This window comes from Halopseudomonas sabulinigri (genome assembly GCF_900105255.1).
Classification (GTDB): Bacteria; Pseudomonadota; Gammaproteobacteria; order Pseudomonadales; family Pseudomonadaceae; genus Halopseudomonas; species Halopseudomonas sabulinigri.
In genome coordinates, this window is the sequence record NZ_LT629763.1 from 3,972,691 (window position 1) to 3,987,262 (window position 14,572).

At 63.1% G+C, this 14,572-nt stretch carries 11 protein-coding genes; 6 read left to right on the plus strand and 5 right to left on the minus strand.

All coding sequences use genetic code 11. From position 1 onward, the window contains the following. Positions 1 to 84: 84 nt before the first annotated feature. The 4 genes from BLU26_RS18190 to BLU26_RS18205 all read left to right on the plus strand — a co-directional run bounded on the left by BLU26_RS18190 (position 85) and on the right by BLU26_RS18205 (position 7,946). The gene (locus BLU26_RS18190) at positions 85 to 2,643 is read left to right on the plus strand and encodes an insulinase family protein (protein ID WP_092288242.1); all 2,559 of its coding nucleotides are present in this window, start codon (positions 85 to 87) and stop codon (positions 2,641 to 2,643) included. A gap of 166 nt (positions 2,644 to 2,809) precedes the next feature. After that, complete coding sequence (locus BLU26_RS18195) at positions 2,810 to 3,976, plus strand: porin (RefSeq protein ID WP_092288562.1); 1,167 nt, start codon at positions 2,810 to 2,812, stop codon at positions 3,974 to 3,976. Between the two features lie 249 nt (positions 3,977 to 4,225). Continuing rightward, positions 4,226 to 5,338, plus strand: coding sequence for a nitric oxide-sensing protein NosP (nosP, locus tag BLU26_RS18200; RefSeq protein ID WP_092288563.1), 1,113 nt, complete (start codon positions 4,226 to 4,228; stop codon positions 5,336 to 5,338). Next, on the plus strand, positions 5,322 to 7,946 hold the full coding sequence (locus BLU26_RS18205) for a NahK/ErcS family hybrid sensor histidine kinase/response regulator (RefSeq protein ID WP_092288243.1): 2,625 nt from the start codon (positions 5,322 to 5,324) through the stop codon (positions 7,944 to 7,946). The genes nosP and BLU26_RS18205 overlap by 17 nt, the downstream gene beginning before the upstream one ends. Positions 7,947 to 8,054: 108 nt before the next feature. Here BLU26_RS18205 and BLU26_RS18210 read toward each other — a convergent pair whose 3' ends face one another. From BLU26_RS18210 to BLU26_RS18230, 5 genes are read right to left on the minus strand one after another with little or no spacing between them, the layout of a single operon-like run. Continuing rightward, a complete protein-coding gene (locus tag BLU26_RS18210; protein ID WP_092288244.1) occupies positions 8,055 to 8,777 on the minus strand; it encodes an LrgB family protein in 723 nt (240 codons plus the stop codon). After that, positions 8,774 to 9,115 carry a CidA/LrgA family protein gene (locus BLU26_RS18215; protein ID WP_231701976.1) on the minus strand — a complete coding sequence of 114 codons (342 nt, stop codon included), beginning with the start codon at positions 9,113 to 9,115 and terminating at the stop codon, positions 8,774 to 8,776. The genes BLU26_RS18210 and BLU26_RS18215 overlap by 4 nt, the downstream gene beginning before the upstream one ends. Beyond that, positions 9,112 to 9,627 carry a DUF934 domain-containing protein gene (locus BLU26_RS18220; protein WP_092288245.1) on the minus strand — a complete coding sequence of 172 codons (516 nt, stop codon included), beginning with the start codon at positions 9,625 to 9,627 and terminating at the stop codon, positions 9,112 to 9,114. Before BLU26_RS18220 ends, BLU26_RS18215 begins: the two co-directional genes overlap by 4 nt. After that, on the minus strand, positions 9,624 to 11,294 hold the full coding sequence (locus tag BLU26_RS18225) for a nitrite/sulfite reductase (RefSeq protein WP_092288246.1): 1,671 nt from the start codon (positions 11,292 to 11,294) through the stop codon (positions 9,624 to 9,626). The genes BLU26_RS18220 and BLU26_RS18225 overlap by 4 nt, the downstream gene beginning before the upstream one ends. Further along, positions 11,281 to 11,499, minus strand: a complete 219-nt coding sequence (locus BLU26_RS18230) for a hypothetical protein (RefSeq protein ID WP_092288247.1) — start codon at positions 11,497 to 11,499, stop codon at positions 11,281 to 11,283. Before BLU26_RS18230 ends, BLU26_RS18225 begins: the two co-directional genes overlap by 14 nt. A 94-nt stretch (positions 11,500 to 11,593) precedes the next feature. Between BLU26_RS18230 and ccoG the strand changes: the two genes are divergently transcribed. Then, positions 11,594 to 13,009, plus strand: coding sequence for a cytochrome c oxidase accessory protein CcoG (ccoG, locus tag BLU26_RS18235; RefSeq protein ID WP_092288565.1), 1,416 nt, complete (start codon positions 11,594 to 11,596; stop codon positions 13,007 to 13,009). A 64-nt stretch (positions 13,010 to 13,073) separates the two neighbouring features. Beyond that, positions 13,074 to 14,483, plus strand: coding sequence for a GntR family transcriptional regulator MpaR (gene mapR / locus BLU26_RS18240; protein ID WP_092288566.1), 1,410 nt, complete (start codon positions 13,074 to 13,076; stop codon positions 14,481 to 14,483). Positions 14,484 to 14,572: the final 89 nt, after the last annotated feature.

Here is a 14,572-nt window from a genome sequence, read left to right on the forward strand (position 1 = left end):
CTTACTACTTTGGTGCTGGTGGCGCCGCCGTCAGGGGCGCGCTGCGGTACCCTTGTGTTCACCCCCTGTCTTCTGTGAACGCCCGTGCACGCACTTCCGTTGTCTTACCTCCCTACTGCGCAACAAGAGTATCGCCTGTACCGCGCAGCCAATGGCCTGCTCTGCCTGTTGATCAGTGATGCTCAGGCCGCGCAGGCAACGGCAGTGCTGCAGGTAGTTGTGGGTAGCCACGCCGAGCCTGAGCAGTTGCCAGGGTTGGCCCATCTGCTGGAGCACCTGTTGTTCATGGGCTCGGATGGCTACCCGCAGCCGGGATCCTTTCCGGCGCGTATTGCCCGCTGGGGAGGGCGCTTCAACGCCAGCACCGGCAACCAGGCCACGCGCTACTTTTTCTCGCTGGCACCGGCGGGCCTGGATGAGTCTTTGCACCAGTTGGCCGACATGCTCGCAGCGCCGTGCTTCGATCCGCTGCAGGTCGCCAGTGAGCGCGAGGTAATCGAGGCGGAATATCGCACCCGGCTGGCCGATGATGCCCTGCACGAACAGGCGGCACTGGCACAGGTATTCAATCCGGCGCATCCGTTGAGCCGCTTTACCGCAGGTAATCGCCAGAGCCTGCGTGGCACGCCAGAAGCCTTGGCCAGCGCGCTGCACCACTGGCATGGTCGACACTACCGAGCGGGCAGCATGGCGCTGGTAATTCACGCGCCACACTCGCCTGAGCAATTACGCCAGTTGGCCGAGCGCACGGCCGCGCAGCTGCCGGCCGGTGCCGCGGAGCAGCCGCGATTACCGCCGCTGTTCCGCGATGGCGCACTGCCAATCCAGCTTGACTGGCGAGGCCCAAGCGCGCAGGACGACTGCACGCTCTGGTACCCGTTGAGCGACTGCGCGCCAAACAGTATTGCCCTGCGCTGGCTGTGCGAATGGCTGAACAGTGCGGCGCCGGCGGGTGCGCTCGGCTACCTGCGTCAGCGTGCTGGCCTGGCTGAACTGAGTGCCAGGGTAGAGCAGTGCGGGCAGGGCCAGGCGCTGCTGCGCATTGATCTGGTCAGCCTGCCGCAGTGCCCCATAGCGCCCTTGCTGGCCGCGCTGGACGCCTGGTTGCAGGCGATGGCAGAGCAGGACCCTGCCAACTGGCCGCAGGCCCATCGCCAACAGTTGGCGCAGCAGGCCGGCAGCAGTGGCCCGCCGGGCGAGCCGCTGGACTGGTGCAGGCACTACGCCGAGCGCCTGCTGACGCTGCCGCCGGAGCAGGTGCTGGATCTGGCCGGTACGCAGCTGCCGCAATTGGCCAGCCTGGCATGGCAGCAGTTGGTGCGGCAGCTGCGGCCCGAGGCTCGGCTGTTGGCCTGTCGTCGTGCAGCGCTGGATTCGGCCGCCCAGGCGCTATGGACTGCCACGCCCTTTACCCTGAGGCCATTGACGCTATTGCCTGATCAGCTGCGGGTCGACCTTGCGTTGCTGCCCTGGGCCAACCTAAATCCTTTATCACCGGTGTCGACTGGCTTGCCCTGGGGCGGTTATCTGCCGGGGCTGCGCCTGGGGCGGCTCGCGCGGCCGGCCGGGAACCGGCTGCGCACACGGCTGGCCTGGGTCTGGCCGGCGAACGAGTGCAGTCAGGCTGAGCGCAGTTGGTTGCTGGCCTGTTGGTCATTGCAGGGGCAAGCGCTGCAGCAATGGGGGGAGCTGCTGGGGTTCACCCTGCAGTGGCAGCTGGTGGGTGAGCTGTTGCAACTGGATGTGGCCGGGCCAGCCGAGCAGCTGCCCGGCTTTCTGCGGGAGCTTGTGACTAGCTTGCAACCGCCGCCGACAGCCGAGCAGCTGGCGCTGATTGAATATCGCCGGCAGCAATGGCAACACCAGCAGGACCACGCCTTGCCAGCCTACCGTTTGTTGCAGCAGCTGGAGGCCGCAGATGCGCCGCAGCCGGCGGTGTCGGCCGAGCGCTGGGCGCTGCTGTGCAGCACTGCGCAGTTGTATTGGTTGAAGCCGCAGGGCTGGCCGGAGGCGGAGCGCTCCATGCTGGCCAAGCTGCTGATCAATCTTTACCCGGCGCTGCTGCGGCCGTTTCGGGTGGATGCTCCTGCCGCGCTGGCGCCCAGGGTGCAGGCCAGCGATGTGCCCTGTCAGCACGCCGATCGTGCGCAGTTGCTGTACTTGCAGGCCGAGCATGCCAGTGCCGAGGAGGACGCCTGTTGGCGCCTGTTGCACCATTGTCTGGCCGATGCCTTTTTTGCCGAACTGCGCACTCGACAGCAACTCGGCTACTGGGTCGTTGCGCGGTTGCGGCGACAGCATGGGCGGGCAGGCCTGTTGCTGTTGGTGCAGTCACCGAGCCACCCACACGCCGCCATCGAGGCGGCAATCAGCGATTTCCTGCAGCATCAGGGCGCGCAGCTGGCGGCGCTGAGTACAACGCAGCTGCAGCAGCACTGCACGCACTTGGCTGACCTGCTGCAGCAGCAACGGCAAGACCCCGCGCAGCAGTTTGAAGCCGCCTGGCAAGATTGCCTGCAGCAAACCGACGACCATCTCGGCGCTGAACAGGCGGCGTTGCAAACCCTGTCGCTGGCGGCCTGGCAGAACTTTATGGCGCGGTTACCGCGCTGCCCGCGCTGGCACCTGCGCAGCGCCAACTAGTTCCTCGGTAGGTTGTAAATACAACCTGCCGGCGGAGGTGCGCAGTGTCGCTTGGTCGCACACACCAAAGCGCAAGATAACCGCCGCTCTCGGACAATGGGGCAGGGCAGTGGGCTTTCTGATAATCGGCTGGACGCTTCAGTCACTGATTACATCGGAGAGCATCATGTACAAGAACAAGATTGCCTGCACCCTGCTGACCCCCATCGCGCTGGCCTTGCTCAGCACCCCGGCCGCGGCCGCGATTACCCTATACGACGAAGACGGCACCACCTTTTCTGCCGACGGCTATGTCAACGCCTTTTACGTGCAGACCGACACCGACAACATCAACGACGATCTGGACCGCGATCAGGCGCGGGTAAAGATGGGCTTTCTGCCCAACTACATCGGCTTCAACATGGGCAAACAGGTTGGCGACCTGACCCTGGGTGCGCGCTCCTCGTTCTGGGTCACCATCAACGACAGTGAAACCAATGGCACTTCCAGCGCCATTGACGTGCGCCAGTTCTACGGCACCATCGCCGGCGACTGGGGTGAAGTGTTGGTGGGCAAGGACTTTGGCCTGTTCTCGCGCTCCAACATCTTGCTCGATGAGATGCTTGCCGGTTATGGCCAGGTCAGCGACACCCTGGGCCTGGTGGATGGTGGTGGCGTGTCCTTCGGCAACATTGGCAGCGGCTACCCGTACCCGTTCCCCACCGCACAGATTACCTACCGTTCTCCATTAATGGGTGGCCTGCGCATTGCTGCCGGCATCATGGACCCGGTGGACACCACCGATGATTCTGCGGTCGGCAAGAACTACCAGGATGCGCCGCGCTTCGAAACCGAGATCACCTACCAGTTCGATCTCGCCGGTGCCGAGATCTACAGCTGGATCAACGGCGGCTACCAGACTTCGGAAAACACCGACGACAGCGTCGACGATGTGACCTCGCAGGGGATTGGTTACGGCGTGCAGGCAAAGATGGGCGCCGCCTCGCTGGTGGCCTCTGGTTTTGATGCCGAGGGCATCAACCCGTTCTTTACCAACAACGCCGGTGAAGCTGTGCTGCGGGAGATCGACAGCACCGGCTACCTGCTGCAGGGTTCCTACACCTTCGGTGGCAAGACGCGTCTGGCGCTGTCATACGGCAAGACCGAGGACGACGGCAACGGCATCGGCGTGGCAGCAGACTACGAGACCCGCGCGGTGGGCCTGTTCCATAGCATCAATGACAACCTGACGCTGGTGGCCGAGTACAACCAGTACGAGATCGACGATCGCACCAATAGCCAGAAAATCGAAGAAACCGACACCGTGGCGCTCGGTGTGGTGCTGAACTGGTAAGCCGGCGTCTTCGCTAAAAAGCCCCGCCAAGCGCACCGGCGGGGCTTTTTTGTGCAGCCAATATCCGCCTCTGTTTCTCGCTTCACAACTGATCCGCTAGTGCCCAAGGCTTACCAAACCAGTACTCAAGTAGCATAGGGTCTGCCGCGGGGGCTTTCTAGAATCGGTTGTATGACCCCTTATTCCGACTTTGAACCAGGCCCTGCAGCATTCGACCGGCAACCACTCGGCGACTGCTTTCGCACCGCCATGTCCAACGCCAGCGACCCCGACGCGGCAGCGCAGGATCTGGCGCGCCAACTGTTGCACCCGCACCTGGGCTTTGTGCTGTTTTTCTGCTCCGCCGAGTACTCGCTGGCAGAACTGGCCACCTCGTTGGAGCAGCACTTTGGCGGCGTCACCCTGTTAGGCTGCACCAGCGCTGGCGAGATCAGCAGCGCCGGTTACGGCCGTGGCTGCATCAGCGCCGTGGGCTTTGATCTGCGTGCCTTTGCCGTGGACTGCACGCTGATCCATGCACTCGACAGCTTCACCCTGGTTGAGGCCCAGCAGGCGGTTGAGCGTATGCTGGGCCACTGCCGTCAGGTCAATCTGGCGCCGGTAAAGGACCATACCTTTGCCCTGACGCTGCTCGACGGCCTATCGAGCCGCGAAGAGGTGGTGCTCAATACCCTCAGCGCTGCGCTCGGCAGCATCCCGCACTTTGGCGGCTCCGCCGGCGACGACAATCACCTGAGCCATACCCACGTTTACTATCAGGGGCAATTCTTTACCGGTGCAGCGGTGGTGGTGATGGTCAATACCTGGCTGGATTTCGAGGTATTTACCACCCACCACTTGCAGCCTTCTCATACCAAGCTGGTGGTCACTGCCGCTGACAGCGCCAGCCGCACGGTGCTGGAGCTGAACGCCGAACCCGCCGCCGAAGAGTACGCGCGCCTGGTGGGTGTGCCGCTGGAGCAGCTCAAGCTCGCCACCTTTGCGCTGAATGCCCTGGCGGTGCGTATTCGGGATCAGTTTTATGTGCGCTCGATCCAGCGGGTAAACGACGACCACAGCCTGACCTTTTACTGCGCGGTAGACACCGGCATCGTGCTCACCGCCATGCAGCCGGGCGAGCTGTTGCCCAATCTGGACGCGACCTTCGGGCAGCTGCGCGAGCGCCTTGGCGAACCGGTGCTGATCCTCGGTTGTGACTGCTTTCTGCGCCGTATGGAGGCCGAGCTGCGCGGTGAGGATCGGCTGATGTCGGACTTTCTCGCGGCCAACCGGGTAATCGGCTTCAATACCTACGGCGAGCAGTTCAACGGCATGCACATCAACCAGACCTTCACCGGGGTGGTGTTTGCCTTCCCGCGCTGAGTGGCAGGCAGACAGCAAGCTGTTGGCCGAGCTGCAGGCGCTGCGCGCCGAGAACAACAAGTTGCTGCGCATCAACGCGGCGCTGATCGAGCGGGTCGAATCCAGCTCCAGCCAGCGCACCGAAAGCTACGCAGCGTTTCAGCACTCGGTAGAACTGGCCGAGCAAGTGCGTGAACGCACCCAGGCGTTGAATGACACCATGGCTGAACTGCAGGCCAGCAATCGCTTGTTGAGCGACGCCAGAGCCCGTGCAGAGAAGGCGCACCATTACCTGATTGATGCCATTGAAAGTGTTTCCGACGCCTTTGTGTTGTTTGATGAAAACAAGCGCATCGTGCTGTTCAACAGCCGCTTTGCCGCGTTCTGGCAGGGCACTGGCGTGCGGGTGACGGAGGGCACCACGCTGGGCGAAACCAAACGTATGGCGCTGGCCACCGGGCTGATCGTCGAGACCGATTCCGCCGATGGTCACCTGTTGCACCAGTTGCGCGACCAGCGCTGGATGCAGGTCAGCGAGCGACCCACCCGCGAGGGCGGGCTGGTGATCATGTACACCGATATCACCGATCTGAAGCAATCAGAAAAGGCGCGGCGTGAAAAAGCCCTGGAGCAGAAAACCCGCCTGCTGCAGCGCACCGTCGACAGCCTGTCGCAGGGTGTGGCGGTGGTCAACGGCGAGGGCGCGCTGGAAGTCTGGAACGGGCGCTTTCTGGAGCTGGCCGGCCTGGCGCCAATTGCCGCGCACCGGCCGTTTACCGAGGTGATGGAAGACAGCGAGCTGGCACTGTTCACGCCGCACAGCCGCAATGAGCACGGCGCGCCACAGCTGACCTGCGAGCAGCAGCTGTCCAACGGCCGGGTGCTGGAAATCCGTACCCACCCCATGCCCACGGGCGGCTTCGTCAACACCTTCACCGATATCACCGAGCGTGAACTCTATGCCCGCGCCCTGCAGGAAAGTGAGCGCTGGGTGAGGCTGATCACCGACCACGTGCCGGCCTTGATCGCCTACGTGGGCGAGGACCTGACTTACCAGTTCACCAACAAGGTCTATGAAGACTGGTACGGCTGGGGCCATGGCGAAATTCTTGGCCAGAGCCTGCACCGGGTGCACAGTGCCGAGCAGTTCAGTCGGCTGGAACCCTATATCGCGCGGGCCTTTCGCGGTGAAAGCGTCAGCTTCGAGTTTGCCGAAGCCAATCTGGAGGGCAAGCAGCGTTACCTGCTGCGCTCCTATGTCCCCAACCGTGATGCTAGCGGCGCGGTGGTCGGCATCTTCGTACTGATCCGCGATATTACCGAGCGGCGGCGCACCTCCGAGGCACTGCATCAGGCCTATCAGCACCTGGAGCAGCGCGTGCGCGAACGCACCCAGGAGCTGACCGAAGTGAACGGCCAGATGCGTCAGGAGATCAGCGAACGGGCCCAGGCCGAAGCACGCCTGCGTGAAGCCAAGCGCGAGGCCGAGCAGGCCAACCTGTCAAAAACCAAATTTCTTGCCGCCGTCAGCCACGATCTGTTGCAGCCACTGAATGCAGCGCGGCTGTTTACCGGCGCGCTGCTGGAGCAAACCGTGGCGCAAAGCACCGGCGCGCTGGTACGCCAGGTCAGCCACTCGCTGGAAGATGTAGAGAACCTGCTGGGCACCCTGGTGGACATCTCCAAGCTGGACGCCGGGGTGATCAAGCCTGACATCAGCGCCTTCAACCTGGGCGACCTGCTGGATAATCTTGGTAATGAATACGCGCAACTGGCCGCCAGCGAAGGTCTGCAACTGAGCTTTGTACCCTGCCACGCGGTGGTGCGCAGCGACGCCCAGTTGCTGGTACGCATTCTGCGCAACTTTCTCACCAATGCCATTCGCTATACCGGCAGCGGCCGCATCCTGCTGGGTTGCCGGCGCCACGCCCATGGTCTGCGTATCGAAGTATGGGACACCGGCATGGGCATCCCGGAAGACAAGCTGCAGGAGATCTTCCAGGAGTTCAAACGCGTTAACCCCAGCGCCAATACCCGTGACCGAGGGCTGGGGTTGGGGCTGGCCATCGTCGACAAGATTGCCCGCATGCTGGGGCATCGCATTCGCGTGCGCTCGGTCGAAGGGCGCGGTTCGGTGTTCAGCGTCGATGTACCCTTTGGCCGCCTGCAGCCGACCGTGGTGCAGGACGAACCGGTCACCGCGCGCATCGGCGAGCGGCTGCCGGGCGCCACCGTCTGGGTGCTGGATAACGACGCAGCCATCTGCGCCGGCATGCGCACCCTGCTGGAAGGCTGGGGTTGCCGGGTGATCACCGCGCTATCGGAAGAAGACCTGGCCAGCCAGGTCGACAACTTCCATGCTCCGGCTGACCTGCTGATTGCCGATTACCACCTGGATAACGACGTCAACGGGGTGGATGTGGTCGAACGCATCAATGCGCGGCGCGGGCAGCCGCTGCCGGTGCTGCTGATTACCGCCAATTACAGCAACGCACTGAAGTTGCAGGTGCGGGAGCTGGGCTACGTGATGCTGCACAAGCCGGTCAAGCCAATGAAATTGAAGACAGCGATGAGCCATTTATTGGCGGTAGAACGCTATGAAAGCCTGCCGTCCCTACCAAGAGGCTAGGCGGTAAGCGCGTCACAGTGCTTGGTCATAGCCGGTTATCTTATCGCTGCAATGCTGAACACCTTGTCACCTTGTCACCTTGCTGTCTTGCCGCTCGCGCAGGGTTCATTACCAACCCAGCGCCGCCTTCAGGAGCACTACCGCCAGCGGCAGCAAGACGGCAGTCATGGCCCCCAAAGCGCCCATGGCCAAGGCCGCGAAGGCGCCACATTCATCGCCTTCCTCCAGGGCCTTGGCGGTTCCCACCGCATGGGCGTTCATGCCGTAGGCCATACCGCGTGCGGCGGGGTGCTGCACGCCACAGAGATTCAACAAGGGCGGCAGCAGGGCAGTGCCTGCCACGCCCGTGAGCATCACCAGTACCGCAGCCAAGGCGGCGATGCCACCAAGTTGTTCCGCCAGCGGCATCGCGATAGGCATGGTTACCGACTTGGTCGACAGCGTCATCAGCACGGGCAGGTCGGCACCCAGCCAGTGCGCGAAAAGTAGCGTCAGTGCGACGATGGCGAACCCGCCCACCAGTAATGTAAGGAACACCGGCCATAGCGCCTGCCGGATTCGCTGCACGTTGCGATAGAGCGGCACCGCCAGGGCAACGGTCGCCGGGCCCAAGAGCCAGGAAATGGGCAGCACAGCTTCGCGATAGGCTTGATAATCCAGCCCCAGCAACCGAATAGCGCCAATAATTATCAGCATGGTCACCAGCACCGGCTGCAATACCAGCCAGCCGCTGCGGCGGTACAACCAGATGGCACACAGAAACGCCGCGAGCGTCAGCGCGATCGCGGTGACCGGCGAGTGTATGACCTGCAGCAGCGGATCAGGCATCATCGCTTGTCGCCGATCAGCCGTTGCATCAGCCAGCCGCACAGGGGAATGCACAGCAGCAACGACAATAACAGCGCACCGCTGATCGCGGGTAACTGTGCGAGCAGCACATCACCGCCCAACAGGATGCCGGTGGCGGGCACCGCCAGTAGCAGCGGCAAATACTGGAACAGCACAGCGCTGATCTGCTCCAGGCACGCGGGAATGCGCCCCAGTATCAGTAGAAATACCAGCAGAATTAACAGGCCGATCACCGGCCCTGGCAGCATTGGCAAGTACCACAGCTGCAGCAAGGCGCCAACAGCCTGCATCACCAGCAACAACAGCAACCCCTTGATCACAAGCCACCTCGGCGCCGAAACAGCGGACGTGGCTCGATAGCCGAGCGCCCGTAGAGCACGCTCATGCCAGCCAGCCCCTTGAGGGCGTCGTCAGCCGACTTGTCTTCACGCACCGCAAAGGCATCAAAACCGCACTGGCGCATATGGCTGAGCTGGTCGCGCAGCACGTCGCCCACGGCCCGCAATTCACCTTGCCAGCCCAACCGGGTACGCAGCAGGTAGGCCTGGCTGTAACCGCGACCATCACGAAAGGTAGGAAAGTGCACCGCGATCAACGGCAGCACGGCTAGATAGGGCGCCAGCTGTTCTGCTTCATCGTCCGGTTGCAGGCACACTGCATCTGCGCTGGGTTGCTCGCCCCGCAACACCGCCTCCGGTTGACGCCCCAGCCAGTCGCTGAGCGATAGAATCAGCGGCGCAGTCGGCACCTCGGGCGCAGTCAGCGCCAATATCCAGGGATCTGCGGTTGCCAGCTCGGCACCGTCGCTGCCCAGGCGTATCAGGTTGTTCATGCGCGTACCTCCTCACGCTGGTAGACCCGCGCCTTGAACGGCTCCAGGCCAACCCGCGCGACGGTATCCACAAAGCGCTCGCTCTCGATGCGCTGTTCGCGATAGACGTCAGCCAGATGCGCAATTACATCCGGTACCTCGGCGGCGCTGAACGCCGGGCCAATCACCTTGCCCAAGGCGCTCTCTTTGCCCTGCGCGCCGCCAATGGTGAACTGATACCACTCGCTACCATTCTTATCGACGCCAAGAATGCCGATATTGCCAATATGGTGGTGCCCGCAGGCGTTCATGCAGCCGGAGATATTCAGGCTGATCTCGCCCAAATCCTGCAGCAGCGTCTGGTCGGCAAAGCGCTGCTGGATCGCCTGCGCCACTGGAATGGATTTGGCATTGGCCAGGGAGCAATAGTCGCCGCCGGGGCAGGCAATCACATCGGTCAGTAGCCCAATGTTGGCCGTCGCCAAGCCGGCTTCACAGGCCGCCTGCCAGAAGCGGTAAAGGTCGGCCTTGGCAATGTCCGGCAGCACCAGATTCTGCTCATGCGCCACGCGAATCTCACCAAAGCCGAAGCGCTCCGCCAGGTCGGCAACCTGCTCCATTTGTGTCGCAGTGACATCGCCGGGCGGCGTATCGCCACCGGGCTTGGTCGAGAGTGTGACGGACACATAGCCCGGTACCTTGTGGGCATGGGTGTTGCGTTGCACCCATTGGGTGAACTGGGCATCCTGCGCCAGTGCAGTGCCATACCCGAGGTCAGTTGCCGGTTGCGGCAGATAGGCTGGTGGTAAAAAGTTGGCGGCAACGCGGCTGAACTCGGCCTCGGTCAGCTCCGCCGGGCCGTCCTTGATATGCAGCCACTCGGCAGCCACCTCACTGGCGAAGGCTTCAATCCCCAGCGCCTTGACCAGAATCTTGATACGCGCCTTGTACTTGTTGTCGCGTCGGCCATGCCGGTTGTACACCCGCAATATCGCCTCGACGCACGACAGCAGATGGCGCCAGGGCAGCGCCCGGCGGATCGGCTGCGACAGAATAGGCGTACGCCCCAGGCCGCCGCCGACCATGACATCAAACAGCATCTCGCCGTTTGCATCGCGGTAAAGGTAAAGGCCGATGTCGTGCATCATCACCGCCGCGCGGTCTGCGCTGGCCGAGCACAGCGCAATCTTGAACTTGCGCGGCAGGTAGAGAAACTCCGGATTCACGGTCGACCACTGCCGCAGAATCTCCGCGAGCGGGCGCGGGTCGAGCACCTCATCGGCTGCCACACCAGCGAAGGCGTCGGTGCTGATGTTGCGCACGCAGTTGCCCGAGGTCTGAATGGCATGCATATCGACCTGCGCCAGGCGTTCGAGAATATCCGGTACCTGCTCCAGCTCAATCCAGTTGTACTGGATGTTCTGCCGGGTGGTGAAGTGGCCGTAGCCGCGGTCAAAGTCACGGGCGATGCTGGCCAGGCTGCGCAGCTGGTCTGCCGATAGCGTGCCGTAGGGGATCGCCACCCGCAGCATGTAGGCGTGGCGCTGCAAATACAGGCCGTTCTGCAGACGCAGCGGCAGAAACTCCTCTTCGCTGAGTTCGCCGCTCAGGCGCCGCGCAACCTGATCGCGAAACTGGGCTACGCGCTCGGTTACCAGGGCGCGGTCATATTCATCATAGTGGTACATGCAAACCTCTCGGCTGGGCTGCACGCAGCGCCAATAAGGCCAGGCAACGGGCAGCTCGGATCAGATCGCCACTATGCGCAGCCCGGCGGTTACCAACCAGACCCAGATCCAGACAAAAAAAGCGGATCAGATCGCGGCCTTGCAGGTGCCGGGCGCTGGCGCGTAGCAGTAGCAGGCCGCTCTGCGAGACGGCCAGTAACCCCATCTGATCTGCTTTTTTTAGTGCAACCTGAATCTGTTACCGAATCAGCTGGCCCCGCATCATGCCCCGTGCCTGATAACCAAGAGCCATGATTGCCATGACCAGCCAGATTCCGCTTAAAGACGTGACTGCCAGAAACCAGCAGCCAATCACCTTCGTGCCGCCCGCCCAGACCGGCGAGCCGATCCATACCCGCAGCTTCAAGGGCTTTTTTCGCAACCTGCGCCTGAGCGGCGCGGGCGCGCTCATACTCCTGTTCTTCGGTACGGCCTGGTTGAACTGGAATGGCCACCAAGCGGTGCTCTGGGATCTGGACGCCAAGCAGTTCTTTATCTTTGGCGCGACCTTCTGGCCGCAGGATTTCATTCTGCTGTCGGCGATTCTGATGATTGCCGCCTTCGGCCTGTTCTTTATCACTGTATTCGCCGGACGCGTGTGGTGCGGCTATACCTGCCCACAGAGCGTGTGGACGTGGATATTCATGTGGGCCGAGAAGGTCACTGAGGGCGAACGGCATCAGCGCGTACGCCTGGACGCCGCGCCCTGGTCATTCAAAAAGCTGGCGCGCCGCGCCGCCAAGCACGGCATCTGGCTGGCAGTCAGCCTGGCCACGGCGATTGCCTTCGTCGGTTATTTCACCCCGGTACGCGAGCTGGTCAGCGATATGCTGCAGCTGCAACTGGGGGCTAGCAGCGCCTTCTGGCTGTTCTTCTTTACCGCGGCCACCTACTTCAACGCGGGTTGGCTGCGCGAAAAGGTCTGCCTGCACATGTGCCCCTACTCGCGCTTTCAGAGCGTCATGTTCGACGAGCACACGCTGGTCGTCACCTACGACAGCGCCCGTGGCGAAGCGCGCGGCCCGCGCAAGAAGAACATCGACCACACTGCAGCCGGCCTGGGTGACTGCATTGACTGCACTGTATGCGTCCAGGTCTGCCCAACCGGTATCGATATTCGCGACGGCCTGCAACTCGACTGCATCAGCTGCGGCGCCTGTATCGATGCCTGCAACAGCGTGATGGACCAGATGGATTACCCACGCGGGCTGATCCGCTATACCTCCGAGCGGGCGCTGGAAGGCAAGCCCACACACTGGCTGCGCCCCCGCCTGGTCGGTTATGCCGCCGTGCTGCTGTTGATGGTTGGCAGCCTGGTTTGGGGCATCCAGACCCGCCCATTGATTGATCTGGACATCAGCCGTGACCGCAGCATCTTCCGCGAGAACAGCGCCGGCGACATTGAAAACCTCTACACCCTGAAGGTGATCAACAAGAGCCAGCAAAGCCGCGCCTATACGATCGCACTGGGCGAGCCGGAGCGCTTCAAGGCACAAGGCCTGGGCGAGGTACGCATTGCCGGCGGTGAGACCGCTGTTGTACCGGTGCGCGTCAGCCGCCAGCAGGCCGACGGCCGTGCCGGCAGCCAACCGCTGCACTTTGTGGTCAGTGATCTGCACGACGCTGGCAGCAGCGTGCGCGATGCCTCGACCTTTGTTTCGCCGCAGGCGCGTTGAGTAGCCCATGGCCACTGACGATGGCGTAGAGTATGTGCAGGCTTCCAAACCCGCACAGGACAGGATGAAACGCTACGAGAAATTCGCCGACGAGATCGCCGAACTCATCCGTACCGGGGTGATCGCTCCCGGCGAGAAGGTACCCTCGGTGCGGCACGCCAGCCGCACCTACGGGGTCAGCCCGTCTACCGTGTTTCAGGCCTATTACCTGCTGGAGGACCGGGGCCTGATTCAGGCGCGCCCGCGCTCCGGTTACTTTGTGCACGCCCTGGCGCGGCGCCAGCTGCACGAACCGGATATCGGCCAGTACGCCTCCGGCAGCGTAGAGGTGGATGTCAGCGAGCTGGTGTTCTCGGTCTTGGGCTCGCTCAAGGACCCGGACATGGTCGCGTTCGGCTCGGCCTTTCCCAGCCCCAACCTGTTCCCGCTGGCGCGCCTGTCACGCTCGCTGGCCAACAGTGCGCGCGACATGCAGCCACACGCGGTGATCGCCGACATGACCGCCGGCAATCCCGACCTGCGCCGGCAGATTGCCCTGCGCTATATGGTCAGCGGCATGATGCTGCCGCTGGAGGAGCTGGTCATCACCACCGGCGCCATGGAAGCACTCAACCTCTGCCTGCAGACCGTGACCCAGCCCGGCGACCTGGTCGCCATCGAAACCCCGGCTTTTTACGCCACCCTGCAGGTGCTGGAACGGCTCAAGCTCAAGGCGGTGGAGATTCCGGTTCACCCGCGCGAAGGGATTGATCTGGACAGCCTGGCCGACAGCCTGCAGCGCTTCCCGATCAAGGCCTGCTGGTTCATGAGCAGCCTGCAGAACCCGCTGGGCGCCAGCATGAGCGATGAGAAAAAACAGGCGCTTTATGCGCTGCTGAAGCAGCATCAGGTGCCGATGATCGAGGACGACGTCTATGCCGAGCTGTACTACGGCAGCCAGCCGCCCAAGCCGGTCAAGAGCTTTGATACCGAGGGTCTGGTGATGCACTGCGGCTCTTTCTCCAAGTGCCTGGCTCCCGGTTACCGGGTTGGCTGGGTGGCGGCAGGGCGCTTCGCCGAGCAGATCAGCCGCCTCAAACTGATGACCACCATCTCGCCCTCGGTGCCGGCCCAGGCGGCACTCGCCGATTACCTGCAACACGGCGGCTACGACCGCCACCTGCGCAAGCTGCGGCATGCGCTGGAAAGCCAGCAGCGCGCGATGCTGGCCTCGGCCGCGCGGCACTTTCCGGCCGAAACCCGGGTTACGCGCCCTCATGGCGGCTACTTTCTGTGGTTTGAGTTTCCCAGCCGGGTCGACTCCTTGCAGCTATTCCAGCATGCGCTGGCCCAGGGCATCAGTCTGGCGCCGGGGCCGATCTTCTCGGCCAGCCGCCATTACGGCCACTGCGCGCGCCTGAACTACGGGCACCCCTGGGATACGCGCAGCGAGCAGGCCATGGCGACGCTGGGCCGCATCATCGCCTCCTTCTGATGGCCGCCAGCTGCGACACCCGACCGCAGACGCCAGCGACGGCACACTGACCCAGCGCAATATTCCGCGCGCCGCAACTCGCCAGACTG

Excerpts from the sequence above, each read along its gene's own strand:
- BLU26_RS18225 (WP_092288246.1), bottom strand. The coding sequence starts at position 11,294 with ATGTACCACTATGATGAATATGACCGCGCCCTGGTAACCGAGCGCGTA.
- BLU26_RS18230 (WP_092288247.1), bottom strand. The coding sequence starts at position 11,499 with ATGGGGTTACTGGCCGTCTCGCAGAGCGGCCTGCTACTGCTACGCGCC.
- BLU26_RS18210 (WP_092288244.1), bottom strand. The coding sequence starts at position 8,777 with ATGATGCCTGATCCGCTGCTGCAGGTCATACACTCGCCGGTCACCGCG.
- nosP (WP_092288563.1), top strand. The coding sequence starts at position 4,226 with ATGTCCAACGCCAGCGACCCCGACGCGGCAGCGCAGGATCTGGCGCGC.
- BLU26_RS18195 (WP_092288562.1), top strand. The coding sequence starts at position 2,810 with ATGTACAAGAACAAGATTGCCTGCACCCTGCTGACCCCCATCGCGCTG.
- ccoG (WP_092288565.1), top strand. The coding sequence starts at position 11,594 with ATGACCAGCCAGATTCCGCTTAAAGACGTGACTGCCAGAAACCAGCAG.
- mapR (WP_092288566.1), top strand. The coding sequence starts at position 13,074 with ATGAAACGCTACGAGAAATTCGCCGACGAGATCGCCGAACTCATCCGT.
- BLU26_RS18220 (WP_092288245.1), bottom strand. The coding sequence starts at position 9,627 with ATGAACAACCTGATACGCCTGGGCAGCGACGGTGCCGAGCTGGCAACC.